This is a genomic window from Marinobacter sp. DSM 26671 (assembly GCF_900112835.1).
Taxonomy (GTDB): domain Bacteria; phylum Pseudomonadota; class Gammaproteobacteria; order Pseudomonadales; family Oleiphilaceae; genus Marinobacter; species Marinobacter flavimaris.
In genome coordinates this window covers 128,263-155,086 of record NZ_FONF01000009.1, presented here as the reverse complement: position 1 = coordinate 155,086, position 26,824 = coordinate 128,263, and the positions used below count along the sequence as shown (strand labels likewise).

At 57.8% G+C, this 26,824-nt stretch carries 28 protein-coding genes; 10 read left to right on the top strand and 18 right to left on the bottom strand.

Annotation, left to right across the window (positions count from 1 at the left end; all coding sequences use genetic code 11):
- Nucleotides 1-191: 191 nt before the first annotated feature.
- Nucleotides 192-1,511 carry a prephenate-dependent tRNA uridine(34) hydroxylase TrhP gene (trhP, locus tag BM035_RS12210; protein ID WP_053112987.1) on the bottom strand — a complete coding sequence of 440 codons (1,320 nt, stop codon included), beginning with the start codon at nt 1,509-1,511 and terminating at the stop codon, nt 192-194.
- A gap of 158 nt (nt 1,512-1,669) precedes the next feature.
- Between trhP and BM035_RS12205 the strand changes: the two genes are divergently transcribed.
- Nucleotides 1,670-2,026: a helix-turn-helix transcriptional regulator gene (locus BM035_RS12205; RefSeq protein WP_014578227.1), complete on the top strand. Its 357-nt coding sequence runs from the start codon at nt 1,670-1,672 to the stop codon at nt 2,024-2,026.
- 6 nt (nt 2,027-2,032) lie between these two features.
- On the opposite strand, the gene fabB is transcribed toward BM035_RS12205, so the two are convergent.
- Nucleotides 2,033-3,244 carry a beta-ketoacyl-ACP synthase I gene (gene fabB, locus BM035_RS12200; RefSeq protein WP_053112986.1) on the bottom strand — a complete coding sequence of 404 codons (1,212 nt, stop codon included), beginning with the start codon at nt 3,242-3,244 and terminating at the stop codon, nt 2,033-2,035.
- An 11-nt stretch (nt 3,245-3,255) separates the two neighbouring features.
- Entirely contained in the window at nt 3,256-3,765 is a 510-nt protein-coding gene (gene fabA, locus BM035_RS12195; RefSeq protein ID WP_008169354.1) for a bifunctional 3-hydroxydecanoyl-ACP dehydratase/trans-2-decenoyl-ACP isomerase, read from the bottom strand.
- 223 nt (nt 3,766-3,988) lie between these two features.
- Between fabA and BM035_RS12190 the strand changes: the two genes are divergently transcribed.
- Nucleotides 3,989-4,504: an SRPBCC family protein gene (locus BM035_RS12190; RefSeq protein WP_082220542.1), complete on the top strand. Its 516-nt coding sequence runs from the start codon at nt 3,989-3,991 to the stop codon at nt 4,502-4,504.
- Between the two features lie 10 nt (nt 4,505-4,514).
- Here BM035_RS12190 and BM035_RS12185 read toward each other — a convergent pair whose 3' ends face one another.
- Nucleotides 4,515-5,699 carry an NnrS family protein gene (locus tag BM035_RS12185; RefSeq protein WP_053112985.1) on the bottom strand — a complete coding sequence of 395 codons (1,185 nt, stop codon included), beginning with the start codon at nt 5,697-5,699 and terminating at the stop codon, nt 4,515-4,517.
- 122 nt (nt 5,700-5,821) lie between these two features.
- Between BM035_RS12185 and BM035_RS12180 the strand changes: the two genes are divergently transcribed.
- The gene (locus tag BM035_RS12180) at nt 5,822-6,193 is read left to right on the top strand and encodes a SirB2 family protein (protein ID WP_053112984.1); all 372 of its coding nucleotides are present in this window, start codon (nt 5,822-5,824) and stop codon (nt 6,191-6,193) included.
- 1 nt (nt 6,194) lies between these two features.
- Here the strand turns inward: BM035_RS12180 and BM035_RS12175 are convergent, their stop codons facing one another.
- Entirely contained in the window at nt 6,195-7,016 is an 822-nt protein-coding gene (locus BM035_RS12175) for an ion transporter (protein ID WP_014578224.1), read from the bottom strand.
- A gap of 219 nt (nt 7,017-7,235) precedes the next feature.
- Between BM035_RS12175 and BM035_RS12170 the strand changes: the two genes are divergently transcribed.
- A complete protein-coding gene (locus BM035_RS12170; RefSeq protein WP_092032095.1) occupies nt 7,236-8,588 on the top strand; it encodes a hypothetical protein in 1,353 nt (450 codons plus the stop codon).
- Between the two features lie 24 nt (nt 8,589-8,612).
- Here the strand turns inward: BM035_RS12170 and BM035_RS12165 are convergent, their stop codons facing one another.
- Entirely contained in the window at nt 8,613-9,071 is a 459-nt protein-coding gene (locus BM035_RS12165; RefSeq protein ID WP_092032093.1) for an EVE domain-containing protein, read from the bottom strand.
- A gap of 99 nt (nt 9,072-9,170) precedes the next feature.
- The gene (locus tag BM035_RS12160) at nt 9,171-10,532 is read right to left on the bottom strand and encodes an MFS transporter (RefSeq protein ID WP_092032090.1); all 1,362 of its coding nucleotides are present in this window, start codon (nt 10,530-10,532) and stop codon (nt 9,171-9,173) included.
- A 309-nt stretch (nt 10,533-10,841) separates the two neighbouring features.
- On the opposite strand from BM035_RS12160, the gene BM035_RS12155 reads away from it, so the two are divergent.
- Together BM035_RS12155 and BM035_RS12150 are read left to right on the top strand one after the other, a co-directional pair.
- A complete protein-coding gene (locus tag BM035_RS12155) occupies nt 10,842-11,303 on the top strand; it encodes a universal stress protein (RefSeq protein WP_092032089.1) in 462 nt (153 codons plus the stop codon).
- A gap of 46 nt (nt 11,304-11,349) precedes the next feature.
- A complete protein-coding gene (locus BM035_RS12150) occupies nt 11,350-12,852 on the top strand; it encodes an MFS transporter (RefSeq protein ID WP_062781114.1) in 1,503 nt (500 codons plus the stop codon).
- 162 nt (nt 12,853-13,014) lie between these two features.
- Here the strand turns inward: BM035_RS12150 and BM035_RS12145 are convergent, their stop codons facing one another.
- The 3 genes from BM035_RS12145 to trhA form a co-directional block, all read right to left on the bottom strand.
- Entirely contained in the window at nt 13,015-13,431 is a 417-nt protein-coding gene (locus BM035_RS12145) for a globin (RefSeq protein WP_092032087.1), read from the bottom strand.
- A 172-nt stretch (nt 13,432-13,603) separates the two neighbouring features.
- A complete protein-coding gene (locus tag BM035_RS12140) occupies nt 13,604-15,235 on the bottom strand; it encodes an antiporter (RefSeq protein ID WP_092032085.1) in 1,632 nt (543 codons plus the stop codon).
- A gap of 314 nt (nt 15,236-15,549) precedes the next feature.
- Nucleotides 15,550-16,245 (bottom strand): PAQR family membrane homeostasis protein TrhA, encoded by a 696-nt coding sequence (trhA, locus tag BM035_RS12135; protein ID WP_092032082.1) that lies wholly within the window; start codon nt 16,243-16,245, stop codon nt 15,550-15,552.
- 166 nt (nt 16,246-16,411) lie between these two features.
- Here trhA and wrbA point away from each other — a divergent pair, with 166 nt between their 5' ends.
- Nucleotides 16,412-17,011 (top strand): NAD(P)H:quinone oxidoreductase, encoded by a 600-nt coding sequence (gene wrbA / locus BM035_RS12130; RefSeq protein WP_092032079.1) that lies wholly within the window; start codon nt 16,412-16,414, stop codon nt 17,009-17,011.
- A 99-nt stretch (nt 17,012-17,110) separates the two neighbouring features.
- Here wrbA and BM035_RS12125 read toward each other — a convergent pair whose 3' ends face one another.
- On the bottom strand, nt 17,111-17,812 hold the full coding sequence (locus tag BM035_RS12125) for a Crp/Fnr family transcriptional regulator (protein WP_092032076.1): 702 nt from the start codon (nt 17,810-17,812) through the stop codon (nt 17,111-17,113).
- A 173-nt stretch (nt 17,813-17,985) separates the two neighbouring features.
- On the opposite strand from BM035_RS12125, the gene BM035_RS12120 reads away from it, so the two are divergent.
- Nucleotides 17,986-18,903 (top strand): AEC family transporter, encoded by a 918-nt coding sequence (locus tag BM035_RS12120; protein WP_014578218.1) that lies wholly within the window; start codon nt 17,986-17,988, stop codon nt 18,901-18,903.
- Here BM035_RS12120 and BM035_RS12115 read toward each other — a convergent pair.
- Together BM035_RS12115 and cadR are read right to left on the bottom strand one after the other, a co-directional pair.
- A complete protein-coding gene (locus BM035_RS12115; RefSeq protein WP_092032074.1) occupies nt 18,900-19,553 on the bottom strand; it encodes a cation diffusion facilitator family transporter in 654 nt (217 codons plus the stop codon). The genes BM035_RS12120 and BM035_RS12115 overlap by 4 nt on opposite strands.
- 86 nt (nt 19,554-19,639) lie before the next feature.
- Nucleotides 19,640-20,098 (bottom strand): Cd(II)/Pb(II)-responsive transcriptional regulator, encoded by a 459-nt coding sequence (gene cadR / locus BM035_RS12110; RefSeq protein ID WP_092032071.1) that lies wholly within the window; start codon nt 20,096-20,098, stop codon nt 19,640-19,642.
- A 237-nt stretch (nt 20,099-20,335) separates the two neighbouring features.
- Here cadR and BM035_RS12105 point away from each other — a divergent pair, with 237 nt between their 5' ends.
- Nucleotides 20,336-20,845, top strand: coding sequence for a hypothetical protein (locus tag BM035_RS12105; protein WP_254775490.1), 510 nt, complete (start codon nt 20,336-20,338; stop codon nt 20,843-20,845).
- A 14-nt stretch (nt 20,846-20,859) separates the two neighbouring features.
- Here BM035_RS12105 and BM035_RS12100 read toward each other — a convergent pair whose 3' ends face one another.
- The 5 genes from BM035_RS12100 to BM035_RS12080 form a co-directional block, all read right to left on the bottom strand.
- Entirely contained in the window at nt 20,860-22,377 is a 1,518-nt protein-coding gene (locus tag BM035_RS12100; RefSeq protein WP_092032064.1) for an FAD-binding domain-containing protein, read from the bottom strand.
- Complete coding sequence (locus tag BM035_RS12095) at nt 22,374-22,520, bottom strand: DUF2256 domain-containing protein (protein WP_075267585.1); 147 nt, start codon at nt 22,518-22,520, stop codon at nt 22,374-22,376. The genes BM035_RS12100 and BM035_RS12095 overlap by 4 nt, the downstream gene beginning before the upstream one ends.
- Before the next feature lie 54 nt (nt 22,521-22,574).
- A complete protein-coding gene (locus tag BM035_RS12090) occupies nt 22,575-23,489 on the bottom strand; it encodes a cation diffusion facilitator family transporter (RefSeq protein ID WP_092032062.1) in 915 nt (304 codons plus the stop codon).
- Between the two features lie 74 nt (nt 23,490-23,563).
- A complete protein-coding gene (locus BM035_RS12085; protein ID WP_092032059.1) occupies nt 23,564-24,157 on the bottom strand; it encodes an SCO family protein in 594 nt (197 codons plus the stop codon).
- Nucleotides 24,154-24,993 carry a cytochrome c oxidase assembly protein gene (locus BM035_RS12080; RefSeq protein WP_092032056.1) on the bottom strand — a complete coding sequence of 280 codons (840 nt, stop codon included), beginning with the start codon at nt 24,991-24,993 and terminating at the stop codon, nt 24,154-24,156. The genes BM035_RS12085 and BM035_RS12080 overlap by 4 nt, the downstream gene beginning before the upstream one ends.
- Before the next feature lie 126 nt (nt 24,994-25,119).
- On the opposite strand from BM035_RS12080, the gene BM035_RS12075 reads away from it, so the two are divergent.
- A complete protein-coding gene (locus BM035_RS12075; RefSeq protein WP_092032054.1) occupies nt 25,120-26,808 on the top strand; it encodes an HAD family hydrolase in 1,689 nt (562 codons plus the stop codon).
- Nucleotides 26,809-26,824 lie beyond the last annotated feature (16 nt).

Genomic DNA, 26,824 nt, shown 5'->3' with positions numbered 1-26,824 from the left:
CTTTGGGGCACTAAGAGGGTGGTAATGAGGCTGATAGTCAGGTTCTTGCAGGACTGGAGTTTTTGAGAAGGACGCCAAGCGGGATTGCCTCCCAAAACACGCCGTGAACCCATCCCTGGGGGCTCGGCATTGCCATCCATGGCAATGCACGGTTTTGGGAGGCAATCCCGCTTGGCGCCTCAGACTAATTGCTAGTCGCCGGTAGCCAGGAGTCTGGTGAGGTAGCTGTGCTCCAGAGTTTGTGGAAGATTAGCCGGTTTTGGAATCCGCACGATATGCCCGCTGCCCGGCGCATAGTCCATGGCCTGGCCGTTTCGGTTCTCCATGACATTAGCCGAGAACCGGATGTTGCCGGCCGGGCTGATCAGTTCCAGTTGGTCGCCGGGGGCGAATTTGTTCTTCACGTCTATGGTCAGCCACTGGTCATCCTTGCCGGTAATGGTGCCAACCACCTGCTGGGTGCCAAGGAATGAGGAGCCCTGTTCGTAGGTCTGGTATTCCCGGGGCATATGGCGGCGCAGGAAGCCTTCGGTATAGCCCCGGTTGGAGAGGGCTTCCAATTCGTCCATCAGGTTCATGTCGAACGGCTTGCCCTGCACCGCCTCGTCGATGGCGCGACGGTAGACTTGGGTGGTGCGGGCCACGTAGTAGGTGCTCTTCGTGCGGCCCTCAATTTTCAGGGAATGAACGCCCATCTTTGCCAGTTCAGCGACGTGTTGAACGGCTCTCAAATCCTTTGAGTTCATGATGTAGGTGCCGTGCTCGTCTTCATAGGCGGGTATGAATCCGCCCGGGCGGTTGGGCTCTTCCAGCAGGATTTCTTTCGGTGCCACCTCCTGTACATCGCCGCCGCCGCAGGTGGCGATCAGGTCGCCGGTCTGGTCGTGGCCGTGCTGGACCTGTTTGTAGTTCCAGCGGCAGGCGTTGGTGCAGGCGCCCTGGTTGGCGTCCCGGTGGTTCATGTAACCCGAGAGCAGGCAGCGGCCAGAATAAGCCATGCACAGGGCGCCGTGAACGAAGACTTCGAGCTCCATCTCCGGGACCCGTTCGCGGATCTCGCGAATTTCATTCAGGGCCAGTTCACGGGAGAGGATGACTCGGCTGATTCCCTGACGCCGCCAGAACTCTACCGTGGCCCAGTTCACCGCGTTGGCCTGTACTGAAAGATGGATGGGTTGGTCTGGCCATTTTTCCCGCACCAGCATGATCAGGCCGGGATCCGACATGATCAGCGCGTCGGGTTTTTGTTCCAGTACTGGCGCCAGATCTCTCAGATAGGACCGCACCTTGTCGTTGTGAGGTGCTATGTTGGAGACAAGGTAGAACTGTTTGCCCAGTTCGTGGGCCCGTTCAATGCCCGCGCCAAGCGCTGCAACGTCTTTGAAACTGTTGTTTCTTACTCTCAGCGAATAGCGCGGCTGGCCGGCGTAGACCGCATCGGCGCCATAGGCAAAGGCGGTTTCAAGGTGTTCGGGGGTGCCCGCGGGGGCGAGCAGTTCCGGGGTTTTCATAGTGGCTCCGGGCGATTCTGAAAACGGGGCATTCTGCCGTATGCCGTCGGCCGTTCCCTTGATCCTGCTCAAAGGTCTTATTGATTGTTTTCGGCTAACATGTGTACGCTCACGGTTCGGGCTTTTCGGGCCGAAGCGTTGCAAAGGAGGAATTCAGGATGGCATCAAAGCCTCTGACGCCAGAGGTGGCGCGGGCTTCGCTGAGTGTCAGGGTCAGTTCCCTGATCAGTGTTCAGCTTGCTCGTGGCAAAGTTGGTGTGGAAGTCGTGGCGTCGCAGCTGCATATGAGCCGCTACACGTTGCACAAGAAACTGAAGCGTGAAGGGCTGACCTTCGCCCGTTTGCTGGAGGATGTTCGCCGCAGGCAGGCGCTGACCTACATGCAGGACAGGACCAAACCGCTGGTGGAGATTGCCGAGCAGCTCGGTTTTTCGGAGTTGAGCGCATTCAGCCGGGCTTTCAAGCGCTGGATGGGGACATCCCCGGCTGAATACCGCTCTGTCAGGCTATCCTGATCCGGATTAGACTTTTTTGAACACCAGTGAGGCATTGGTACCACCAAAGCCAAAGCTGTTGCTCATCACCAGGTCCAGTTTCTGGTTATCCATGCGTTCCCGAACGATCGGGTAGCCTTCGGCCCCTTCATCAAGGTCCTGGATATTTGCCGATGGAGCAATAAAGCCTTCACGCAGCATGATCAGGCTGTAAATAGCCTCATGTACGCCCGCCGCGCCAAGAGCGTGGCCGCATAGGGGTTTGGTGGAGCTCAGCGGCGGGATCTTGTCGCCAAACGTCTCTTTCAATGCTTTCAGCTCGGTGATGTCTCCGGCCGGGGTGCTGGTGCCGTGAGTATTCACGTAGCTGATTTCGCCATCCAGGTTCTTCATTGCCTGCTTCATGCAGCGCACTGCGCCCTCGCCACTCGGGGCAACCATATCTGCGCCATCGGAAGTTGCACCGAAGCCGACGAGCTCTGCCAGGATGTTTGCGCCCCGCGCTTCCGCGTGCTCCAGCGCTTCAAGGGCCAGCACACCGCCACCACCAGAAATCACGAAGCCGTCCCGATTCGCGTCATAGGTGCGTGACGCCAGTTCAGGCGTGTCGTTGTATTTCGTCGACAGGGCGCCCATGGCATCGAACAGCAGGCTCAGGGTCCAGTGGATATCTTCGCCACCGCCGGCAAACATGACATCCTGGCGCCCGAGAGCGATCAGATCGGCGGCATGGCCGATCGAATGCGCGCTGGTAGCGCAGGCAGAGGTGATGCCGTAGTTGATGCCGCGAATGCCAAATCCGGTTGCCAGTGACGCATTGATCGCACTGCCCATGGTGCGCGGCACGCGATAGGGCCCGACACGGCGGATACCGCGGTCGCGATGGGTATCGATGGAATCCAGCAGCTCAACCGTCGAGGCGCCGCCCTGGCCAAAGATGATACCAGTGGTGTCGGCCTTGATGTGCTCATCGGTCAGCTCGGCCTGCTCGATAGCCTCAAGCATCGCCAGATAGGTGTAACCGGAAGCGGGGCACATGAAACGCCACAGTTTCCGGTCAATCAATTCGGGCAGGTTCAGGTTGATCTGGCCGCAGATGTGGCTGCGCAGACCATTGTCCCGGGCTTCTTCGCTAAAGCCGATGCCAGAACGGGATTCCCTGAGTGACTGTGCGACTTCCTTCTGGTTGGTACCAAGGCTGGAAACAATGCCCATACCGGTGATTACAACACGACGCATCCTGTTAACTCCTAAAAATCATCGGTCGAGGTGAACATGCCGACCCGCAGGTCTTTGGCTGTGTAGATTTCCCGGCCATCTACTTCCATCCGGCCATCGGCAATTGCCATGGTCAGTTTGCGCCTGATCACGCGTTTGAGATCCAGACGGTAGGTGACTTTCTTGGCCGTCGGCAAGACCTGGCCAGTGAACTTCACTTCACCGGCGCCCAATGCGCGGCCTTTCCCTTCACCGCCACCCCAGGCGAGGAAGAAGCCTACCAGCTGCCACATGGCATCGAGGCCGAGGCAGCCCGGCATCACGGGATCATCAACGAAGTGCACCTTGAAGAACCACAGGTCCGGATTGATGTCGAGCTCCGCTACCAGGCTGCCCTTGCCGTAGAGGCCGTCGTCGTCCGCAATGTGCGTGACGCGGTCAAACATCAGCATCTCGTTGATGGGCAGGCGCATGGAGCCGGGGAAGAGCTCGCCATGGCCGCATTTGATCAGGTCTTCTTTATCAAAATGATCCGGGTTCATAGTGCCAGTGTCTCTGTTACAAAATGATTTCCTCATACTTTAGCTCGAATTTCGGGAGCTGCTATTGACCTTTAGTGGATGATTGCCGGTTTGAAGTTCCCCGAACTTGTCTGTTAATCCCGTTTGATGGTCATCAAGGTGCTTGTGCGACCCCGCGAATACAATCATCCATCAGAAGTCCGTTCTGTGACATCCGGAGATTCGAGACTGGCAAGGAGGGCGTATGTCCGGGAATGAGGAAATTATCGCAAGCAAGGTTCGGCGCGAGGGTGACCGGGTTTTGGTACGTCTTGAAAGAGAAACCGGGCACTTGCCTGAGCGAGTCTGGAAAATGCTGACAGACTCGGTGTGTCTGGCGGAGTGGCTGGCGCCTGGAACGCTGGATGCCAGGCCCGGCGGTCGGGTTCAGCTGGATTTCGGTAACAGTGGTATGCCGATCGATTGTCGGGTCACGGATTGCCAGCCGAATCGTCGCCTGGCCTATTCCTGGAGTTCGGGTGATTCCCCCGAGCGTCCGTTGATATGGGACCTTGATCCCATCGACGAGGGAACCCGCCTGTCGCTGACATTATTACTGCCTGATGATGAGGTGGTGCCGATTGCCTGTGCGGGCTGGGATGCTCATCTTGAGATGCTTCTGGCGGCATTGGAAGGAATCAGTATTCACTTCCCTGCCAGCCGGTTCCGCCAGGCAAGGGCAAGGTTCGAGTTGCTGGTCAGGCAGGAGTTGGCTGCCTGACCAGCCGGGGTCAGCCCTCTCGGCCATCCGGTCTGGGGCTGGCCAGGATGGTGGTGTAGCGGTACAGGAATATACCAAAGGCGACCAGCCAGAGCAGTGCGCTGCCACCAATGCCCGGGTGCCATGGGATGATCTCGAAGGCTGTGAGTACTCGCACCAGCGCGGCCAGATGAATTGCAACGAAGGCAAACACCATTCCCTTCGGCAACACCAGCGGTCTGCCGCTGTGGCCGAGGGCGACCCGGGAAATAACTCCCAGAATCAGGCACGCCACCGCCCCGGTGCCGGCGGCATGGCTCCAGGCGTTGGAGGGCCAGCCCGCGAACAGTGTGCCTGCCAGCAGGAACAGGGCCACCGGCACCCACAGGATGGACAGGTGCAGAATCCAGAGCAGGGGCTCCTGGCGTACGAGCCAGCCCTTCCATCCCGCCAGACGCACCAGCATAAGCCCACCGGACAGCAGCGCCAGCAAACCAGTAACGGTTTGCCAGCCAGTCACCAGGGATGCCATCAGCAGAATCAGGCTGAATACAGTTGCCATGTCCAGCGCGGGAATGGTCTTTACAGCGTTGCTGTCGAGTCCCCTCTGGCGCAACCAGCCGGTGGAAAACGCCGGAGTGATGCGGCCACCGACAATACTGATCAGTGCCATGGCCATGATCAGGGCACCATAGCTGAAGGCCATGTCGAGGCGGGTGACAAAGCCGATCTGCATCAGCCAAAGCAGGCCGAGTACCACCATGATCATCAGTTGTCGTTTTTGCCGGGCGTGCCAGATACGCCAGCCGGCATCCACCATTACCAGGGGCAGGAATGCCAGGTTTACTCCCAGAACCAGCCAAAAGGGCAGGTCAGCACCGGTTGCCAGCAGTACACGGCCGGCCAGCCAGACGCCCCAGAGCAGTACCAATCTGAATCCATGGGTTCGTTCTGTCTGGGTCCAAACGCACACTGCGGTTAACAGGAACCCCGCGATCGCTGCCGACAGAAAGCCAAACAACATCTCGTGCTGGTGCCAGAATAATCCGGGCATGGCCAGTGGAAGACTGATAACACCATTGACTTGCATCACCCAGAGGGGAATGACGGCAAGGGCCAGAACGGTCATGGACAGAAAGAAAATCCGAAAGGGGTAGGAAAATAATTGGCTGACGCTGACCGACGCCCGTTCAGGGGAAGTAGGAATGGCCCGCATAGATGTCTCCCATATACATGTATTCTGTGTATATGTTAAACCCTGACAACCGCGTTAACCATACCTGCTTGTAGGTAGATTGCGTACAATGCGGCAAAACGCCTGTTAACCAAGGAACTTTCATGACCGCGTACATGATTTTGAAACACCTGCACGTGACCACCGCGTACCTCACCATCACCCTCTTTGCCCTGCGTCTGCTCCTGGACGCCGTCGGAAGACCTGGGTGGCGACAGACACCGCTGCGGTTTATTCCCCACATCAACGACACCATTTTGCTGGTGGCGGCGATCTCTCTGGTTTTTGTGGCCGGGTACGCTTCGGCCATTCCGGGTTGGCTGATTGCCAAAATTGTCTTACTGGTCGGCTACATCATTGCTGGCGTGTTTGCCCTGAAAACCACCCTCGGAAAGCCCGTTCGAATTTCCGCGGCGGTACTGGCCCTGGTGCAGGTTACGGCCATTCTTCATTTGGCCCTGGCCAAGCCGTTCTGAGTCAGCGCTTTTCGCTGATCTGCTTCGTCAGCTCCGCCAGTTGTACCTGAACGGCCTGGAGCTGGCGGGCAATTTCGTCCCGCTCATCGTGGGCCTTCTGGGCCTGCTTGGCGTTCTGCTCCTCACTCATAACCTCCAGGATTGCCCCGATCATCATATTCAGGAAAACAAACGCCGTCAGGAATATGAAGGTGATGTAGAAAACCCAGCTCAGCGGATACTGCTCCATGGTGGCGTACATCACATCCGTCCAGTCCTCGAAGGTAGCCACCCGGAAGAGTGTCAGCATGGCAATGGCCACGTCGCCCCAGAGCTCCTCGTCCACGCTGGCGAAGAACATCGAACCCATGGCCGCGTAAATGTAGAAAATGATGAACATCAGCAGGGCGATGTAGCCCATGCGCGGAATCGCTTTTAGCAGCGAGTTGATCAGGAACCGGAGCTCCGGAACCACCGACACCAGGCGCAACACCCGGAAAACCCGCAACAGACGTCCCAGCAGAACCGCCTCGGAGTTATCCAGAGGAATCAGGCTGCCGATGACCACGAGGGTATCGAACAGGTTCCATCCGTCGAACAGAAAACGTTTCTTGTTGGCGCACACACCGAATCGGAACAGGATTTCCAGCAGGAAAAACAGGGTGATGGCGTTGTCCATCACGATGAGCGACTTCTCCACCAGGGGCGGCAGATCATAGGTTTTGGCGCCAATGGTCAGTGCCGACAGGATGATGATGGTGATGACTGCGCCCTGGAAAACCTTGCTGGACTCAATGCGGCGGAGTTTCTCGAAACCGGAGGCGGGGTTCAGTTGGGACGGCATGGCAGGCGACGGCTCCAGAAGATTCGGGGAAGGCCGAATTCTAAAGGGCCGGGACAGAATTGGATAGCCTCAACAAGGGTCGTTCGTTGTGCAAGGTGCCCCGCTGGGTGTAATTAGCAGGATTTATTCAGCCTGATCAGAAATATTCATTCGTGCGATCCGCAAACCCTTCCCATAATCAAGTCGCAAACAATAAAACCAAAAAGCGAGTGACAATCCATGGAAGATAGACCGGAGTTAGCCGGCTGGCGCTGGGGGCCGTTCACGTTCCGCGTGCCCTTTTACCACACGCGCCTGTGTTGGTCCGAGTTCCTGCAAGGGCTGTTTGTTTCAGCCGCTACAGGCCTGGCATTGATTCCCGTAATGACCGCCTTCTTCGGCCTCAGTTTTGAAGAAGCCGTCGCATTGTCGATGATCCATGCCTCCCTGATTGCCTCGGCGGTGATTGTTTTCGGCGAGCCCTACGCTGGCGGCTGGATTACCCCCGCGTTGCCCCTGATTCTGGCGTTTGTAATAGGGGGCTACGAGGACCCGGTCAGCCGGTTCCAGGCGATGACCGCGCTGAGCCTGGTGTTTGCCTCGCTTGTCCTTTTTCTCGGGATAACCGGCCTGGGTCGTCGCTTTGTGATTTGGCTACCCGATACGCTCAAGGCCGGCATCATTCTCGGGGCGTCGATAGCTGCGCTCAAGCGGGTGTTCGTGGACGATGCCGAGCGCTTTCTGCTTGAACAGCCCATCGCCACGGGTCTTGCCTGTGCCATCTGTTTGATATTCACGTTCTCCATTCCGATGCAGAAGCTCAAGGAGCGCAGCCGGTTCTTCTTTATGCTGGGAGCCCTGGGCCTGCTGCCGGGCTTTCTGGCCGCGGCCATCGTCGGGCCCTTGGTTGGCGAGGTGGATTTCGATATTCAATGGGGAATTCTGGTGCCACCACTGGGCGAGGCATTGGCGAAGGTTTCTCCACTGGCCATCGGCTGGCCGTCCCAGGAGATGATTCTCCAGAGTATTCCGCTGGCACTGATTGCCTACATCATTCTGTTTGGCGATCTGGTCACCGGGAATGAAGTGCTGCGGGATGGCTTGAAGGTGCGCAAGGACGAGCACGTGGATATCAACCTGAACCGCACCCATTTCTCCCTGTCGATCCGTAACGCCATCATGGGTATTGTGGCGCCCTTCTTCCCGACCCAGGGAGCGGTGTGGACCGGCGTACATGTAATTGTGGTGCAGCGCTGGAAGCAGGGGCCGAAGGCCATGAACAGCTTACACAGCGGCCTGGCCTCCTACTACCTGATGGGCCTGCCGTTCATCTTCTTCCTGTTGCCGCTGCTGACCGGCCTCAAACCGCTGCTGGGTGTTGCGCTGTCGCTGACTCTCGTGCTGACCGGTTTTGCCTGTGCTTACATTGCCATGTCGATCCCGAGGGACAATGCCTCAAGGGGTACGGTGGTTCTGATCGGCGCTGCTCTGGCGTTCTTTGAGCCATGGATGGGGCTGTTGATAGGCGTGGTGGCAACCCTGGCTCTCGTGGGCTGGGATCGCAGCCCGGACCCGATTCCCCACGACGAGTGACGAGCTGATGGCAGATCCCTGGTGTCAGCCAGCCTGGCCCAGGATGATCTGCCATTCCTCCTCGCTCACGGGCATCACCGAGAGCCGGTTACCCTTGCGGACCAAAGGCAGGTCCTCAAGCCCGGCCATGGATTTAAGCTTATCCAGCGGGATCAGTTTCGGCAGGGAGCGAACGTACTTCATGTCCACGGCTTGCCAGCGAGGCTTCTCAGCGGTGCTCTTGGCATCAAAATAGGGCGATTCAGGATCAAACTGGGTCGGATCTGGATAGGCGCTGCGAACGACCTTTACGATACCGGCTATCCCGATGTGTTTGCAGCTGGAGTGATAAAGAAAGACCTCGTCACCCTCTGCCATGCGCGCCAGAAAATTCCGGGCCTGGTAGTTGCGCACGCCATCCCAGGGGATTACACCGTTCGGGGCCTTGGCAAAATCCTCGATGCCGCATTCTGCAGGTTCTGATTTAACCAGCCACTTCGTCATGATGTCTCATCCTTGTTTCCGGATCTGCCTCATCGCACCTGGCAATTATACGAAAAAGCCCCGCTGTGCGGGGCAACAAGGCGTAATGGGTGAAACGCTTCATGAGCGTCCCGCGGTTGGCGGTGGCGCCAGCGGTTCTCTCGGCTTTTTGCGGTTCAGCGGGTAAAACAACTGTGGCGAAGCCAATTCCGGCAAGTCCGTTCTTTCCTCGTTGGCGGCCCATTCCACCCGCTCGGCAGACCGGATTGCGTAGTGCATCCACACCAGGGCAGCGGCGACGATCACGAACATCAGCATGAAACAGCTCTGCCAGATCCCGGTGAGATCGTTCAGCACGCCGAATGTCAGCGGCAGGATGAATCCGCCGAGGCCGCCAATCATGCCGACCACACCGCCCACTGCGCCGACGTGCATGGGGTAGTAAACCGGAATGTGTTTGTATACGGCGGCCTTGCCCAGGGACATGAAAAAGCCGAGGACAAAGATCAGGGCTACAAACATGGGCAGGTTCATGGCCAAGGTAAAGCGGATATCGCCATCAATGCCCTGTACCACATAATCGGTGGGCGGGTAGCTCAAAAGAAACGTGCACAGAACCGACGCTCCGAAGGTCCAGTACATTACCCGGCGGGCGCCGAAACGGTCCGACATCCAGCCACCGAGAATCCGGAACAGGGACGCTGGGATGGTATAGAGCGCCGCAATGATGCCGGCGGTTTTGATGTCCAGGCCGTAAACGCCGATCAGGAAGTGCGGCAGCCAGAGTGCCAGGGCCACGAACGCGCCAAAAACGAAAAAATAGTACAGGGCAAACCGCCAGACCCTCAGTTCCCGCAGCGGCTCCATCTGCTCCATGAAGGACTTTGCCTTTTCGCCCGCGCGCTCGGCGGCCATCGGGTCTTCCTTGGCCAACACGATGAAAACAACACCCATGATTGCCAGCACCGTGGCGTAGATCTGGGCAGTGCTTTCCCAGCCGAATGCGACCAGCAGGAATGGCGCTCCGAAATTCGTCACCGCCGCCCCAACGTTACCTGCACCAAAAATCCCCAGCGCCGTTCCCTGCCGTGCCGGCTCAAACCAGGCCGCTGTGTAGGCAACGCCCACGATGAATGCGCCACCGGCCAGGCCAACGCCAAGAGCCCCTACCAGAAGCATGATGTAGGTGGTTGCGAAGGTCAGCAGGTAAACGCAGGCAGCGGTGGTGAGCATCAGTATGCCAAAGACCCAGCGACCACCGTACCGGTCTGTCCAGATGCCCAGGAAGAGTCGGCTGATGGAGCCGGTGAGAATGGGGGTCGCCATCAGAAGGCCCAACTGGGTATCCGATAAACCCAGATCCTCGCTTATCCGGATGCCGATGATGGAAAAGATGGTCCACACAGCGAAGCACAGGGTGAAGGCGAACGTGGACAGACCCAGGGCGCGATACTGCTCGGGTTTTGACGGGCTGATGGCCATGCGTACCTCCTTCCGGATGTTGATCGAGGATGTTTGAAAGCACCTCTGAAACCCTATCAAAACCCGGGATTTCGGGTGCGGGGCATTGGAGGTACCTCCTGCTGGGTGCAGTGGTGGTAGGCAATTCCGGGATTTTGATGGGAGAGGGATAGATCCTTGATTTCTCTCGTGGGGTACGCGCTGCCAGCGTTGATTTACGTCAATTATGGGCGGCATCGGAGTGTGGGCTAATGCTGACAGATATCAATGGATGTCCCTTGATCTGCCCTCGAGTAGGGCACCGGAAAATGCCTTCGGGAGAACCCAGAAATGAAAATCATGATTGCCTACGACGGCTCGCGAAATGCCAGGTTGGCACTGGCACAGACCATCACCATGTTCCGCGACCTCAAACCTGTGATCACTCTGGTCGCAGTTGCTGAAAACCCACGGGACATCACCTCCGGAAACGAGGATATGTTCCAGCAGGAAGTTGCCGATCTCAAGAAGCATCTTGCCGAGGCCATGGAGGTTTGCAGCCAGGAACAGATCTCTGCTGAAAACATGCTTCTGGAGGGTGACCCCAGAAAGATGCTGTTGTTCGCGGCGGAGAAGAAGATCCATCCCGACATGCTGGTCATAGCACGTCACAGCCATGAGCCCGATGGCGGCTTTATTGCCCGCTCACTGACCTATTTCGTGGACGAACTGGATTACATGACCTTCGGCAGTGTGAGTTCCTTCCTCGCCCGCCGCATCCAGTGCCCGCTTCTCATTCTGCCCAGCCGCTAAGTCTGGCCATAACCGTTTCTGTAATTGAAAGCCCAGGGAGGCTGACATGAAAGTCGCAGACGTTTTCCACGTCAAGAATCCGGAAGTCAGGGCACTGCACCTGACCTGGATTGCATTCTTCATTACCTTTTACGTGTGGTTCAACATGGCGCCGCTGGCATCGAGTATGCTCAAAAGCGTCGACTGGCTGACCGCCGATGACCTACGCCTGTTTGCCATCTGCAACGTGGCATTAACCATTCCGGCCCGGATAATCGTGGGCATGGCCCTGGACCGTTTTGGTCCACGGCGTGTGTTTTCCGTTCTGATGGTCCTGATGTCCATCCCGGCCCTGGTGTTTGCGTTTGGTAACACCATGACTCAGCTCCTGGTCAGCCGTCTGGTGCTCAGCTCCATTGGTGCCAGCTTCGTGGTGGGTATCCACATGACTGCCATGTGGTTCAAGCCGAAAGACATCGGCTTTGCCGAGGGCTTTTATGCCGGTTGGGGCAACTTTGGCTCCGCCGCGGCGGCCATAACACTGCCAACCATCGCGCTGCACATGTATGGCGGTGAAGACGGCTGGCGCTGGGCCATCGCCCAGAGCGCGATCGTGATGGCGGCCTATGGTGTCTACTACTGGTTTGCGATTACCGACGGCCCGGCAGGCACCGTCCACCGCAAGCCCCGCAAGGCCGTGGCGCTGGAAGTCAGCAGCTGGGTCGACATGATCAAGCTGATCCTCTGGACCATCCCGCTGGTGGGCGTTCTGGCCATTCTGGTATGGCGCATCGAGAACATGGGCTATCTGAGTGCCACCGGCGCCTTCATCTGCTACGCCGTGATTGTCGCAATCGTGTGTTACCAGATTATCCAGATTCTCAGGGTAAACGTTCCCTTGCTGAAACAGGGCGTGCCGGAAGACGACAAGTACCCGTTTAACAGCGTGGCCGCGTTGAACAGCACGTACTTCGCCAACTTCGGCGCCGAGCTTGCCGTGGTCTCCATGCTGCCGATGTTCTTCGAGGAAACCTGGAGCCTGAGTGCGACCGCCGCCGGCCTTATTGCTGCTTCTTTCGCCTTCGTGAACCTGGTGGCGCGCCCGATGGGTGGCCTGGTTTCAGACCGTATGGGTAACCGCCGGTTCGTGATGCTCAGCTACATGTTCGGCATCTCCGTCGGCTTCGCGCTCATGGGTCTGATGAACTCCAACTGGCCGCTGATTATCGCCGTGGGCATTACCGTATTCACCTCCTTCTTCGTACAGGGTGCCGAGGGCGCAACCTTTGGTATTATTCCCTCTATCAAGCGGCGCCTGACAGGCCAGATTTCAGGCATGGCCGGGGCTTATGGCAATGTGGGCGCGGTTGTGTACCTCACCATCTTCACCTTCGTAACCCCGACTCAATTCTTCTACATCATTGCCGGTGGCGCGTTCATCAGCTGGCTGCTGTGCATCATGTGGCTGAAAGAGCCGGAATCCGGGTTTGCCGACGAGTATCAGGTGTCTTCTGTGGATCTCCAGATCGAAGAGGAAGAGCGGCGTCGACAGGCTGCGGCTACCAGCTAACCCTGCACTATTGAAGAAAAGGCCGCCGAGGCACTGCCCGGCGGCCTTTTTTAGTTGGAAGGGGAGTCTTTCGGGGATCACTGTTGGTCTTCACGCGGCTCGGGCGCAGGTCTTGTTGCAAATCGGATCTGACGGGAAACTGGATCTGGTGCTCACCTCAAGTCAGAAATGATCGTATCCGAATTTCATGTATGTGATTCCAGGACTCAGTACCAACCGCCAGGCCAGTTCGATATCGTCGCTGCACTCCCGATCATAGGCCCATACGGTGTCCGTCAGGCATTCGAGCCAGAGGTCGTATAGGTAGGGCTTGATATTCAGATGGCGGGCGCTGTGCAGGCAGGCAATTCGATGGAGGACATTGTCAACGTTGCCGCTGGCGTAAAAGGCCACGAGGCTGAAAAAGGATTTCTTCAGCATGCTTCGCTGAACCGCCATATCCGTGTTGCGAAACAGTACCCGGACCTCAGGTGAAGACATCAGGAACCGGCGATAGAAGGCTTCAAAGAAGTCAGGTAGCTCAGGTGGACTCTTGAGGACGCGCTCGTAGCTTGCGTCGAACAGCTCTTCGAAGGACATGGCAGGCTCCCTGGTTCTGTCGGGATTAAATCCAATATTCTGAATCTAGCATTTGCCGGCGTTTGCGTCATTTCGTCCTGTCGAGGCAGTCGAGGCGGGAGCCTTCAGTAGAGAGCAGGCATAAAAAAACCGGCGTCCTTAACGGACGCCGGCTGTTTTTAGGAGCGTGGTATCAGGGATTCTTGATGTACGCGCCCTTGCGCAGGTAGAACCACCAGTTAACCACCAGGCAGAGGGCGTAGAACACCGCAAATCCGTACATGGCCACTTCCGGGGTGCCGGCCTGGATTTCCTGGCCCATGACCCGGGGAGCGATGAACGCGCCGTAGGCGGCAACCGCGGAGGTCCAGCCCAGAACCGGACCTTTCTGCTGCTGGTTGAAGATGAAGCCGATGCTGCGGAAGGTGGAACCGTTGCCGATGCCACTGGCCGCAAACATGATGATGAACAGTATCAGGAACGGCGCAAAGTAGGCGTTCGGATCGGTGGAGTTGTAGGCCAGCATCATTACATAGCCGGTCGCCACAGAGGCTGCGACCATCACAACCGAGATGATCTGGGTAACGATGGAGCCGCCCACCTTGTCGGAAATCCAGCCGCCTACAGGGCGAATCAGCGCGCCCACAAACGGTCCCATCCAGGCCCAGGTCAAAGCGCTTGGCGCATCCGGGTTCACCACGCGGGTCACGGTACCGTCGGCTGCGACGTCCATCATGTTGCCGAAGATAACGCTGATGGACAGCGGCAGGGCCGCGGAGAAGCCGATGAATGAGCCGAAGGTGAGTATGTAGAGCACGGTCATGGACCAGGTGTGCTTGTTGCTGAAGATGGCAAACTGATTCTGGATGTTCGGTTTGATATCGCCGGGGATCAGTCGCAGAAGAATCAGCGTGAGCACGATGGTCAGGGGCAGGGCCAACCACATGTTCAGTACGCTGAGAGCCCAGACGCCGGCGATAGAAGCGAGAATACCCACGCCATACAGTCCGAGAATCTTGCCAAATGCTGAAAGCGGGTTGCCCGGGTTCGGGGTAACCACTTTCAGGTTGTTCATGCCGAACCAGCCGGCAAACGCCAGCGGAATGAGGAATACCAGCCAGATAAAGCCGGCGTTCTGGATCCAGGTATCGGTACCCGCTTCAATGCGGCCAATCAAGGTGCCGCTCGGGCTCTGTAGCTGCATCGGGTCGCCGGCGAGAGCGCCGAAGATGCCCACGGTCATGACCAGTGGGATGACCACCTGCATGGTGGTGACACCGAAGTTACCGAGACCGGCATTCATGCCCAGGCCATAGCCCTGTTTGCTTTTCGGGTAGAAGGTGCTGATGTTGCTCATGGAGCAGGCAAAGTTTCCGCCACCGATACCGGAGAGCAGTGCCAGGGCCTGGAACATGATAAACGGTGTGTCTGGGTTCATCAGGGCGATGCCGGTACCGGCAGCAGGAATCATCAGCAGGGCGGTGGTCAGGAACACTGTGTTTCGCCCGCCGGCAATCTTGATCATGAACGAGGCCGGGATCCGCAAGGTGGCCCCGGACAGGCCGGCGATCGCAGAAAGGGTAAACAGCTGATCAATGGTGAATGGAAAACCCAGGTTCTTCATCTGCGTGGTGATCATTCCCCACATCAGCCAGACGGCAAAGCCCATCAGCAGGCTGGGTATGGAAATCCACAGGTTGCGGGAAGCGATACGCTTGCCTTCCCGTTCCCAGAATTCTTCGCTTTCGACATCCCAGTGTTCGATGTCTGCGTTGGTCCTGTTCCTCGCGCCGATGTGGCCGGCGCTCGCTGTACTGTTAGCCATGATTCGTGCTCCTCGGTTTGCATACCCCTTTGCCTCCGGGCAGAGGCTTCAGGGCTTTGTGCCATTGTGCAAAGCAGGAGGGGGGCTAATTCTTGATATTGCTCAAGGACAAAATGAGGTGTCAGCGGGTCCGTTTTCCGGCGAACATTTTGGTCCGTTTGTGCGCCGTAAAATTCAATTTAATCAAAAAGATGCGATAGTGATATCTCGAAGTGGGTAGGTGTTCAGGAGGTTAGCGCAGTGGAGGTAGCCACTCATTTCCGTCGGTTTAGATCCGTTCCGAGCTTGATTTGAGTCCGCTTGCCGGGACTGCTTCAAGCGATGTGAGGCAGCACGCCATAGTAGATGGCACTGAAGTGGCAGGCGCTGCCGCCGATCACGAACAGGTGCCAGATCGCATGCATGTAAGGTATGCGGTCAGCCAGGTAGAAGGCGACGCCGGCGGTGTAGACAACGCCGCCGGCAATCGTCAGGTTCAGGGCGGTCTCACTCAGGTTGGCCACCAGATCGGACGAGGCGAAAGTGATCAACCAGCCCATGGCGATATAGATGCCGACCCTCGCCAGTTTGAACCGGTTCTTGAAAATAACCTTCAGCACCACCCCGGTAATCGCCAGTGACCAGATCACCGCAAACAGCGTCCAGCCCACTGAGCCGCGCATGTTTACCAGGAGGAACGGCGTGTAGGTGCCGGCGATCAGCAGAAAAATGGCGCAATGATCCAGGGTCTTGAAGGCGCTTTTCAGTTCCGGTCGCCGGGCACTGTGATACAGGGCAGAGGCCAGGTATAGCAGGATCAGCGAAGCGCCAAAAATACTGAAGCTGACAATCTTCCAGGCATCCCCGAACTGGCTGGCGCCAATGATCAAGGCCGCAGTGCCGATAATGCTCAGGATGGCTCCGAGCCCGTGGGTGGCACTGTTCAGCCATTCCTCAATGCGGTGATGGGTATTGGGTGCCGGGGATGGAGTTGCTGTCGCTGTCACTGAATGGTCTTCCTGATATGTCATGCCATTAAAATACTTGAGCGTACACGTGTACGCAATGGCCGAGAGTGACCATCCTGTGAGGCTGTTCAGAAAAACTGAATAACCTGTCGGAAAACTTCCGATTTCTCTCGAGTCTGCCTCTGGTTAACATCCGTATATCGATTTAAAGACACGGGAGGTTTTTCTCATGGCAAAAGTACTTGTGCTCTATTACTCCATGTATGGCCATATCGAGACGATGGCAAACACCATTGCCGACGGCGCTAAAGGCGTTGACGGCGTCGATGTAACCATCAAGCGCGTGCCCGAGACAATGGGCGACGAAGCATTTGTAAGTGCTGGCGGAAAGGCGGATCAGGAAGCGCCAGTGGCTGATCCGAAAGAACTGGCAGAATACGATGCGGTGATTTTCGGCACGCCCACTCGTTTCGGCAACATGGCGGGCCAGATGCGTACCTTTCTGGACCAGACGGGTGGCTTGTGGGCTGAAGGCAAGCTCCACGGCAAAGTAGCCAGCGTGTTCACGTCGACCGGCACCGGGGGCGGACAGGAGCACACTATCAGCTCTTTCTGGACCACCCTGGCTCATCACGGCATGGTGATTGTGCCCCTCGGGTATGGCATTCCCGAGTTCTTCGATATCTCTGAAGTGAATGGCGGGACGCCCTATGGCGCTTCAACCATCGCTGGTGGCGACGGCTCCAGGCAACCGAGTGAAAAGGAACTCGCCATTGCCCGCTTCCAGGGTAAGCACGTTGCCGAACTGGCAGTAAAGCTGCACGGATGATACTGAGGTTTTAGCAAAGCGTTGAGCGTTTTTCAGGGCGGCAGGCGAGAGCTTGCTGCCCTTTTTTATGCAGCACTGTCTGGAGCCTCACCTTCACAGTCAGGTTCTTGCGGCTCCGGTTTTGAGACGGGAAAAAGTCGCCGGCACAACACCGAGCCATGACGCCAGCTGATTGTCCGGCACCCGTTTGACCAGCTCCGGATATTCCTCAAGCAATAACCGGTATCGGTCACGGGCCGGCATTGTGTGCTTGCGGAATTCCCTCATGCTGGTGAGCTCTGCGATTTCTTCTGTCAGTGCCAGGGCGAACTGGGGCCAGAGCCCCTCTCCATGAGACTGGATCGCCGACCGGAAAGCCGAGAAGTCGGCCACCCAGGTGGTCAGCGGCGTGACCGTAGTCAGGCAAAGGGTATTGCGCACCGTGCGGGTTCGGCCAAAAACCGGCCAGACCATATCGCCTTCGGAAAAGAAATGATGCACCGACATCTTGCCGCTTGGCGATTCCCGGAAAAGCCGGAGTATGCCGTACTGAATCAGGTAAACGTTTGCCCAGGGTTTATCGTGTTTTTCCAGTGCAATTTCGGGGTCTACCCGTCTGAGGTGGAACAGGCGTGCAAGGTCTGCCAGAAACCGGGCGTCCGGATCATTTTCATGGCCCGCCAGACGAATACCGAATACCCGGCTCAAGCCATGCAGGAGGGCTGCCGACTCTGGTGCGGCATCCTGCTCAACAATATCCGGGTTGTTTTCTCCCAGCATGCATGGAGCCGAGGAGACGTCTGGCCTGAAAATACTGTTCATGGCATTGACCCTGTTATGAGTGTCACCTCGATTATGGTATCAGAGAAGAATCTTTTGAAATGACTTAAATCATTAAGGCTTTTTCACTGAGTCGATATCGCGATTCGGTGAAAGTTCAGTGATAGACTCCGCCTCCTGTCGCTGGAAGTTTACCCTTGCCTCACGGAGTTCCGATGGCTGCAGCCCTTGCCCTTTTCTTCAAGCTTATACCGCTCTATGTGACCGTCGCACTGGGCTGGATCGCCGGTCGCTATCTTGAGGCCAGTGGTCGCCATATTGCCGGCATCATGCTCTACATCGTGACACCATCCGTGGTGTTTTCCGGTGTTATGGCAGCGCCGCTTTCTCCCGAAGTCATCTTGCTGCCCTTTCTGGTATTCGGGATTTCTTCTGTTCTGGGAATTGTGCAATTAAAGCTGGCAAAGAGGGTGCTTTCCGACGGCAGTGCCAACATCATTCCCCTGTGTGTGGGTTCCGGTAACACCGGGTACTTCGGGGTTCCGGTTGCGTTGTTGCTGTTCGGTGAAGAGGGGCTCGGGCTCTACATCGTGTGCATGCTGGGCACCACGCTGTTCGAGAACTCCGTGGGCTTCTATCTGGCGGCGAGAGGGCGCTACAGCATCAAGGATGCGCTCTGGCGGGTGCTGAAACTCCCGTCTGTCTATGCCTTCCTGGCGGCCGTTGCCCTCAATCTGACGGGTGTTGGGATTCCCGATATCTTCGTGCCACTGTTCGATAACCTGCGCGGGGCCTACAGCATTCTGGGCATGATGATCATCGGCATGAGCATCACCAGCTTTCGTGGGCTGGCGGGCAATGTCCGTTTCACCGCGCTGGCGTTTTTCGGGAAGTTCGTGATCTGGCCACTGGTGGCGATTGTGTTCTGGTGGGTTGATTCAGCAGTGCTGGGTATATACGAGCCAGCGGTTCACAAGGCCATGTTCCTCATCTCGATCACCCCGATTGCTGCTAACACCGTGGTTATCGCCACGCTGCTGGATACCTCGCCGAGGCAGGCAGCGGGTACGGTGTTGCTTACCACGCTGTTTGCCCTGGCGTTTATCCCGGTAATGATTTCCCTGGCGTTTTAGCGGCTGCCCGATGCTGTAGCTGCCGGTTGCGCTTCACTGGCCCTGGCTTGGGCAATGTCGCTGCGGGCATGGCGCATCACGCTGATGCCGGCTGTAATCGCCAGGGTGCCCATGATGGCAGCCACAATCAGGTCGGGCCAGGCGGTTCCGATGCCGAACACGCCGAGCGCAGCCACCATAACGGCGATGTTGCTGATGGCATCGTTTCGGCTGCACAGCCAGACCGAGCGCATGTCCGAATCCCCTTCACGAAATTTGAACAGCATTGCGGCCACGCTTACATTGGCGGCAAGTGCCAGCAGCCCAACCGCTCCCATGGTCAGGGGCTCTGGTGTTATGCCCGCCTGCACCACCCAGACTGCCCGTGCCCAGACCACCAGGCCGAATGCCGTCATGGTAATACCCTTGACCATGGCTGCCCGGCCGCGCCACAACATTCCCATGGAAAGCACGGTCAGGGAGAGGGTGTAGTTGGCGCTGTCGCCGAAGAAATCGATGGCGTCCGCCATCAGTGAGACAGAACCGGATGACAGGCTGGCGACGCCCTCGACAACGAACATGGCCAGGTTCACCCACAACGCAATCCATAATGCCTTGCGAAAGCCCGGGGCAGGGGATTTGGGTTCGGGGGCAGAACAACTGCACGCCATAAAGACCTCCTGTATTCGAATGTCTCTATTTAAAACCCTGTAGTTGCTACAGGGTCAACAGTTGTTGCCGAAATTTTTAACACCGGTCACTTTTGGCCGGGGCCATGGGTACCGGGTACGTGGTTGTGGCGATCCTCTGGCTCCAATGCACCGAGTTCGGAATTCAGGCCGCCAAGAATGCCGCACTCCCGGACCGTTCTGCCATCAGTACAGGCTTCCTGAAGCCGCACCAGGGTCTCTTCCAGGCTCGCCAGTTCTTTCAGTCGCTCGCGCACGTGAGTCAGGTGGCGGGCAAGCAGGGCGTCTACATCGCTGCAGTCTGCTTCCGGTTGTTCGGCCAACCCGATCAGCTCGCGGATCTCGTCCTGAGCCATGTCCAGGTTGCGACAGCGTTTAATGAATAGAAGGCGGTCCAGGTGAGCGTTACGGTAAGAGCGGTAGCCGCTGGTGTCTCGATTCGGTTCCGGCAGCAGGCCGATCTTTTCATAGTAGCGGATGGTTTCAACGGGAATGTTTGTGACTTTCGCCAATTCACCGATTTTCATCGCATGATACCCCAGACACGACCTGGAAAATGGACGGTTGCCTTAAGTCCTGTCATCAAGGCAAAGCCTGAATTCAGGGTATCACAATGAGAGTTATGATCTCCCCGGGCGTTTGGATGACACAGATCAACCTGAGAGGACTTAAACGGGGTTCAAGGGGCCTTTTTCAGCCTCAATTCAGTTTCATGGTCTTTACTGATAAGGATGCACAAAGTTGCAGCCTATAAGGAGGATCTCATGAACAGATTAACCCGTTTCGTAGCGTGTTCTGTGCTCGTTGCTTTGCCTGCCTTCGCTTTTGCCCAGGGAAACCCGGGGCAAATGCCTCGCGGCGGCATGATGACTGAGGAACAAGTGCAGCAGATGAATGAAAACATGGCACGCATGCAGACCATGATGCAGGAAATGCGGAACGCCAATTCCAACGCTGAACGCCAGAGACTGCGCGAGCAGCACATGGAGTACATGCAGGAGCACATGCAGATGATGCGTGGCGGCATGATGGGGCCCGGGATGATGGGCCAGGGCATGATGGGCAATAGTCAGGGAATGATGGGCAGCGGCCAGGGCATGATGAATAATCAGGGCCAGGGTAAAAAGCAGTCTGGTAATGCCCAGAGCAATCGCTCTGGCGGGCCCGGGATGGACAACGAGCAGCGTCTTCAGATGATGGAGAACCGGATGAACCAGATGCAGATGATGATGGAGCAAATGCTGGAGCATCAACGGCAAATGAACCGCAAATGATGTGATTGTGCCCTCTAGTCGAAGAGTGACAATTGATCGGGCTGCTGCTTCGCTGGCACGCCGGGGCGTTTCTGGACAGGTCCCTTGCGACTGCCGTGGCGTAACAGCACCCGGTCTGTTTCTGTCTTGCTGACATGCTGCTTGCGAAAGTCGCCAACCGCCTTGCGGGCAACCCGAGCGGCCTGCTCATGGTTACACACCGGTGAGATGTAGGTGTTGCCGCCATAACGCTCTTTCTGGGCCGGTGTCATCAGCCAGGGTGTGTGGATCATTTCACTGGGCACGCCGGCCAGCTCGGGAATCCATCGCCGGATGAACTCGCCCTCCGGGTCCAGTTTCTGGCTCTGCAGCACCGGGTTGTAGATTCGCAGGGCGTTGATGCCTGTGAGTCCGGACTGCATCTGGGTCTGGGAGTAGTGTATGCCCGGCTCGAAATCGGTAAACAAGCGGGCCAGGTGAAGGGCCGGATCGCGCCAGTGCAGCCACAGCTGGTAGCTGGCGATTGCCATCAGCATGGCTCGCATCCGGAAGTTGATCCAGCCAGAATGAGCCAGCGCACGCATGCTGGCGTCCACCAGGGGCCATCCGGTCTGGCCTTCCTGCCAGCGTTGCAGTCGCTCGGAATCATTGGGCCCGGTTTTCAACGCCTCCATTTCCCGGTGCATGGCCCGGAACTCCAGCTCCGGCTCGTCCTCCAGTTTCTGGATGAAATGGCAATGCCAGTGCAATCGGGAGCGGAAGCTGGTCAGGCTTTTCCTTTTTCGGGGCAGGGTGTTGCGGTGGTTGCCGGTGGCCTTGGCTTCCTGGTAGATCTCCCGCAGGCTGACGGTGCCGTAGGCAATATGCGGACTCAGGCGCGAACAGGCCCTGACGGCGGTGTTCGGGCTGGAAATGTTGTACTGGTAACCGACGCAGCGGCGATCCAGGAAGGAGCCGAGGAGCTTTTCCCCTCTCGCGCTGCCGCCTTTCTGGCGATCCGGGCATGAGTCTGGCACTTCGAAACCCTGGCTATTCTCGGCAGCCCAATCGGTCTTCAGGGTATCCGATGTCGGGATTGCAGTCGGCGCCTCCAGCACTGGCTGGCGCATCAGCTCGGTCCACGCCCTGTCCCAGACATCCCGGTCGCTCAGGCGGCGAACCACACCGAACTGGTTCCACTCACGGAATTCCACCTGGTTTTCCGAACACCAGCCAATTACCGCCCTGTCTCTCTCGAAGGTCCAGTGTCCGCCGGTTTCCTGATGGCAGAAGATGCGGTTGATGCCCTGGCGGGCCTGAAGCCGCTTCAAGGCATCGGTCACCGACCCTCGAATCACCAGCAACTGGCTGCCGGCCTTGCGCAACTGTCGGTCCAGGTCGTCCAGAGAATCCCGGATAAACGCCCACTGCCGGCCGCTGGTATCCGGCAGTTGCCAGTACTCATCCTCGATAACATACAACGGAATGACGGGCTCTCCCAGGCTGGCTGCCGCCACCAGGGGGGCATGATCCCGTGTACGCAAATCGCGCTTGAACCACACAACGGTCGTCATGTGGATGCGTTCCTCTCGCGCCGGCAACGTTCGCTGCAGTAGCGGACATTTTCCCAGTCCTTTGCCCACTTTTTCCGCCACGCGAAGGGGCGCTGGCAGACCGGGCAGGTCTTTTCAGGGAGATTGAGCTTTTTATGGGGCACTAGTGGGCTCCGTTCAGGTTTCTGGCCATAGTACGTCCGGCTCCTTCCCGGGGATCAGCAGTAGGCAAGTGTCGGGCAATTGCTGGCCTCCCGCTCCCATTGAATGGTCACATGCTGGATATTGAAGTCACTTGCCAGCATTCGGGTGGCCTGCTCGATGATCTGATCGTCACTGGCCGGGTCGGGCTTGACGAGATGGACTGTGAGAGCGTTCTCCGTTGTGCTTAGCCCCCAGATGTGGAGATGATGAACCGATTCAACACCGGGCAGTCCTTTCAGACTATCGAGGACTTCCTGCGGGTTGATGTCCCTGGGTACCGCGTCCACCGCAAGATTGAGTGAATCCTTGAGCAACTGCCAGGTTCCCATAAAGATCACCGCTGCGATCACCAGACTTACGAGCGGATCGATCCAGTCAAGGCCGGTAAAAAGGATCACAAGGCCGGCAACCACAACGCCCACGGACACAGCCGTGTCCGCCGCCATGTGGAGGAACGCCCCGCGGATATTGAGATCGCCCTCCTGGCCTTTCATGAACAGTAGCATCGTGAGGCCATTGATAATGACCCCGATGCCGGCGACCACGATGACGGTCAAACCGGTAACCTCCGCCGGTTCGTTGAAACGGCCAATGGCCTCCCAGGCAATGCCGCCAACGGCAGCAATCAGAAAAAGCGCGTTGAAAAGAGCAGCCAGGATCGTGGATTTTTTCAGTCCGTAGGTGTTCCGGTCAGTGGCTTCCTGGGTGGCAAGCCAACTCGCAACCCAGGCCATGACAAGGCCCAGCACATCGCTCAGGTTATGGCCGGCATCTGCCAGCAGGGCCAGGGATCCGGACAGGACACCGTAGACCGCCTCAATGGCAACAAAGACCACATTAAGCACGACGGCCAGCGCAAACGAGCGATTATGCGTGTCGAAATGCTGCGCATGGCCGTGCCCGTGGCTGTGATCGTGGTGGCTGTGCATTTTCTGCTCTCCGTTTATTGATGATTCTGGGGAGCATTCAAAACCCTGTAGTTGCTACAGGGTCAAGGGTGAGATTAACCCGATTCCCGGGCCAGCTGGGCCAGATCTTCACTGATCTGCTCGGGCGACAGGCCGGGGCGTAGCAGCAGCCGGGCGTTGCCACTGCGATCGAACACGTAAACGGCGCTGCTGTGGGAGACGTTGTAGTTGCCGCTGGCGTCGGGCTTGTCGTAACCGAAGGTTGTTCGATAGCGTTTGGTGAGCTCTCGAAGCGCGGGTTCTTCCGCTGTCATGCCAACAACCCGATCACCGAAAAAATCCACGTAGCTGGCCAGGCGTTCCGGCGTATCCCTGCGCGGGTCAACGCTGACGAACAGGGTTGTTACATCGTCCCGGTACTCTTCGGGCAGTTGCCCAACGGACCGGCGAAGATCGGTCAGCGTGGTCGGGCAGACATCCGGGCAGGAGGTGAAGCCGAAGTACAATAGCCGGATGGTGCCTCGTGAGTCAGCGGGGGTCACGGTATTCCCATCAGTGCCCTCGAGCTGGAACTCAAGCTCGGGCATCAGGCCTGAGATGTCTTTGCCATGCCAGCTTTCATCATTCCCGGTGCAGCCGGTGAGCATCAGTGCCACGAAAATCAGCCAGAGTAGCCGTATTCTGCTCATGCGTTACCTCCCGCCAGAGAGCGGCTTTTCGGGAATTTGCCATCTTCATGCATGGCCCGGCGAAGCACGATCAGGATGCCCAGGATGCTCATCATGGCCGGGGGAATCCAGGTCAGTAGGCCGCCCAGCAACTGGTCCGTTTCCGGTGGCATCGGCCATGCCCGGCCGCAGACCTCGTAGACGTCATACACCATGCCCCTGGAAAATACGATCCAGGCGCCAAGAATCATCTGGGGTATCGCCACCAGCGCCAGCAGCAGGATACGTTTCCCGTAGCCAAGCGCATTCGTGACTGCAGGACTGCGGGGATCGAAGATCAGCCACCAGAACAGCAGGCCGTCCAGCAGCATGCTCCAGTTCATGATCCAGTACAGCTGCCGGCTGAGCATGGCGTCAAAATGAATCGGCGGCCAGAGCCAGAAGTAGATCAGTCCCACGAAGAGAAACGAGGCGATCAGGGGTTGCTGCAATAGGCGGTAAATCCACCCCAGAGGCTGCAGCCAATAACGCACAGACGGCGAAATTTTCTGATACCAGAAGCGCATCACCGGCAGTGGATTGGACAGCGCAATCAGAATTGGCCCCAGGTGGTGAAGAATAAGGTGTTGTCCCCGGTGAACGAAAAACATGTACTGGGAGTAGTAGTCGAACCGGGTCTGCATCACCGCATAGCAGAGCATAACGCCCAGTGTGAATGTACCGATCCGGCCCGGTCCCGGCCGGTCCTGCTCCGGCATCCTCAGTAGCGCTGCACCGTAAAACCCGAGCACCAGCATGTAACTGAGCAGGGTCAGCGGTGAAAAGTCGTAGGGCAGTAGGTAGCTCGATACTGGCATAGATCAGACTCGATGCGTGCACGCAGTGGAAACCGGGTTTATCTTTCTTGTCAGTACCGCTGAGTTTTGCCGGCCCGGCGGCGGATTTCAAGGCCGGCTTGAGGCAACTTCTGATGGAGGCGGGGCATGGCCCGATTTTGCGATTCCATTTCAGCACCGTCGGTGTTGATCTTTGACTGGCACGGCACCCTCGTCGACACCCACGATGCCATGTTCAGTGCCATGGAAGATATGCTGCCGCAACTGGAAGAGCTGGGGCTCGTGGAGCGGCTGCTGCCGGAGGATAAATGCCGTACCGGCGACGACGCGCGCCTGGTGCGCTACATCCGGATCTTCCGGCGCCTGCATCCGCGTATTCTGGCAGAGCGGCGGGTTTCAAGGACGGACATTTTCAATGCCATCTTTGGCGACGACAAAGAAGCCAAGCTGATTGCCCACAAGGCCTACAACGAGGCCTACCGCCGTTATTTCGGGCAGGTAAAACCGTTTCAACCTGGCGCGTATGAGTACCTCAGCGCCCTGAAAGCGATGGGTATCCGCCTGGCGGTGTCGACCAATCGGAACCGAGAGTTCCTGGACCGGGAATTACAGACGGTAGATGAAGGCCGATGGCGACGCCTGTTCGATGCCACGGTCTGTGCCGACGACGTAACCGAGTACAAGCCCGACCCCGAGGTGATTCTCAAGGCGCTTGAAAAGCTCGGTCTGCCAGCGGATGAAAAGGCCTGGTATGTCGGCGACAGCTACGTCGATATGCTCACCGCCAACAAGGCCGGCGTGTCGGGCGTGTTCTACAACGGCGCCTGCTGGGAATCCGGCCGGATCGACAGCTGGTTCTCGCACCGGGACGCGCCCGCGGCCATTCTGGACAGCTTTGAGGACCTCATGGACCTTTTAGCCCTGCTTGAGCGGAGCCAGCCGGAGGCCTTCGAGCAGACGCCTGCCGAGGTTCGACCCCGGCCCTTTCCGCCGCCACAGCGACCCGAGCCTAGAATTGAGCCGGACTGGCACCCGGCGGTGGTCAAGCTCATCCGTCCGGCAGTCATCCTGTTCGACTGGCACGCCACCCTGGTAGATACCCTCGACGCCATGTACCACGCGGTGGACGACATGCTGCCGGATTTCCACAAACTCAAACTGATGGACCGCATGGTGGCGCCGGAAGACAGCAAAACCCCGGAAGATGTGAAGCTGGTTGCCTACGTCCGGGAGTTTGCGAAGCTGCATCCGAAGGTGAAGGCAGACCGCAAGATTTCCCGGACCGATATCTTTGAGGTGTTGTTCGGGGACGATCAGGAAGCCAAGCAGGTTGCCCATCAGGCGTTCAATCACCATTACCGGAAACACTACGGTACCGTGAAGGCGTTTGAGCCTAAGGTGCGGGAAGTTCTGGAAGGGTTACGGCGGCTGGGCATCCAGGTGGGTGTCATTACCAACCGGGACCGCGAGTTTTTCGAGCACGAACTGGCGGCAGTGGAGGACACCGGCTGGACCCATCTGTTCGATGTTGACGTCTGCGGCGACGATACACCCCTGCGCAAGCCCCACCCGGATCAACTGCTGCTGGCGGTCCAGAAACTGGATTACCCGCCCGACCCGAGTGTGTGGTACGTGGGCGATAGCACGACTGACGTTATTGCCGCCAAGCGCGCGGGTCTGACCTCCGTATTCTTCAACGGGGCCCAGTGGGATCTGCCCTGGCTGAACAAGATTTTTCCGGGTACCCACAAACACCCGGATAAGCCGGATGTGGTGGTCAATGACTTCTCGGAGTTCTGGGCCCTGGTGTTGGCCTGTGAAGTCGGACCGCCCTGAGTGTCTGCTTTGCCGG

What these genes read in the sequence shown, in the direction of transcription:
- trhP (WP_053112987.1), bottom strand. Translation starts at nt 1,511, where the DNA reads ATGAAAACCCCGGAACTGCTCGCCCCCGCGGGCACCCCCGAACACCTT.
- BM035_RS12205 (WP_014578227.1), top strand. Translation starts at nt 1,670, where the DNA reads ATGGCATCAAAGCCTCTGACGCCAGAGGTGGCGCGGGCTTCGCTGAGT.
- fabB (WP_053112986.1), bottom strand. Translation starts at nt 3,244, where the DNA reads ATGCGTCGTGTTGTAATCACCGGTATGGGCATTGTTTCCAGCCTTGGT.
- fabA (WP_008169354.1), bottom strand. Translation starts at nt 3,765, where the DNA reads ATGAACCCGGATCATTTTGATAAAGAAGACCTGATCAAATGCGGCCAT.
- BM035_RS12190 (WP_082220542.1), top strand. Translation starts at nt 3,989, where the DNA reads ATGTCCGGGAATGAGGAAATTATCGCAAGCAAGGTTCGGCGCGAGGGT.
- BM035_RS12185 (WP_053112985.1), bottom strand. Translation starts at nt 5,699, where the DNA reads ATGCGGGCCATTCCTACTTCCCCTGAACGGGCGTCGGTCAGCGTCAGC.
- BM035_RS12180 (WP_053112984.1), top strand. Translation starts at nt 5,822, where the DNA reads ATGACCGCGTACATGATTTTGAAACACCTGCACGTGACCACCGCGTAC.
- BM035_RS12175 (WP_014578224.1), bottom strand. Translation starts at nt 7,016, where the DNA reads ATGCCGTCCCAACTGAACCCCGCCTCCGGTTTCGAGAAACTCCGCCGC.
- BM035_RS12170 (WP_092032095.1), top strand. Translation starts at nt 7,236, where the DNA reads ATGGAAGATAGACCGGAGTTAGCCGGCTGGCGCTGGGGGCCGTTCACG.
- BM035_RS12165 (WP_092032093.1), bottom strand. Translation starts at nt 9,071, where the DNA reads ATGACGAAGTGGCTGGTTAAATCAGAACCTGCAGAATGCGGCATCGAG.
- BM035_RS12160 (WP_092032090.1), bottom strand. Translation starts at nt 10,532, where the DNA reads ATGGCCATCAGCCCGTCAAAACCCGAGCAGTATCGCGCCCTGGGTCTG.
- BM035_RS12155 (WP_092032089.1), top strand. Translation starts at nt 10,842, where the DNA reads ATGAAAATCATGATTGCCTACGACGGCTCGCGAAATGCCAGGTTGGCA.
- BM035_RS12150 (WP_062781114.1), top strand. Translation starts at nt 11,350, where the DNA reads ATGAAAGTCGCAGACGTTTTCCACGTCAAGAATCCGGAAGTCAGGGCA.
- BM035_RS12145 (WP_092032087.1), bottom strand. Translation starts at nt 13,431, where the DNA reads ATGTCCTTCGAAGAGCTGTTCGACGCAAGCTACGAGCGCGTCCTCAAG.
- BM035_RS12140 (WP_092032085.1), bottom strand. Translation starts at nt 15,235, where the DNA reads ATGGCTAACAGTACAGCGAGCGCCGGCCACATCGGCGCGAGGAACAGG.
- trhA (WP_092032082.1), bottom strand. Translation starts at nt 16,245, where the DNA reads ATGACATATCAGGAAGACCATTCAGTGACAGCGACAGCAACTCCATCC.
- wrbA (WP_092032079.1), top strand. Translation starts at nt 16,412, where the DNA reads ATGGCAAAAGTACTTGTGCTCTATTACTCCATGTATGGCCATATCGAG.
- BM035_RS12125 (WP_092032076.1), bottom strand. Translation starts at nt 17,812, where the DNA reads ATGAACAGTATTTTCAGGCCAGACGTCTCCTCGGCTCCATGCATGCTG.
- BM035_RS12120 (WP_014578218.1), top strand. Translation starts at nt 17,986, where the DNA reads ATGGCTGCAGCCCTTGCCCTTTTCTTCAAGCTTATACCGCTCTATGTG.
- BM035_RS12115 (WP_092032074.1), bottom strand. Translation starts at nt 19,553, where the DNA reads ATGGCGTGCAGTTGTTCTGCCCCCGAACCCAAATCCCCTGCCCCGGGC.
- cadR (WP_092032071.1), bottom strand. Translation starts at nt 20,098, where the DNA reads ATGAAAATCGGTGAATTGGCGAAAGTCACAAACATTCCCGTTGAAACC.
- BM035_RS12105 (WP_254775490.1), top strand. Translation starts at nt 20,336, where the DNA reads ATGAACAGATTAACCCGTTTCGTAGCGTGTTCTGTGCTCGTTGCTTTG.
- BM035_RS12100 (WP_092032064.1), bottom strand. Translation starts at nt 22,377, where the DNA reads ATGACGACCGTTGTGTGGTTCAAGCGCGATTTGCGTACACGGGATCAT.
- BM035_RS12090 (WP_092032062.1), bottom strand. Translation starts at nt 23,489, where the DNA reads ATGCACAGCCACCACGATCACAGCCACGGGCACGGCCATGCGCAGCAT.
- BM035_RS12085 (WP_092032059.1), bottom strand. Translation starts at nt 24,157, where the DNA reads ATGAGCAGAATACGGCTACTCTGGCTGATTTTCGTGGCACTGATGCTC.
- BM035_RS12080 (WP_092032056.1), bottom strand. Translation starts at nt 24,993, where the DNA reads ATGCCAGTATCGAGCTACCTACTGCCCTACGACTTTTCACCGCTGACC.
- BM035_RS12075 (WP_092032054.1), top strand. Translation starts at nt 25,120, where the DNA reads ATGGCCCGATTTTGCGATTCCATTTCAGCACCGTCGGTGTTGATCTTT.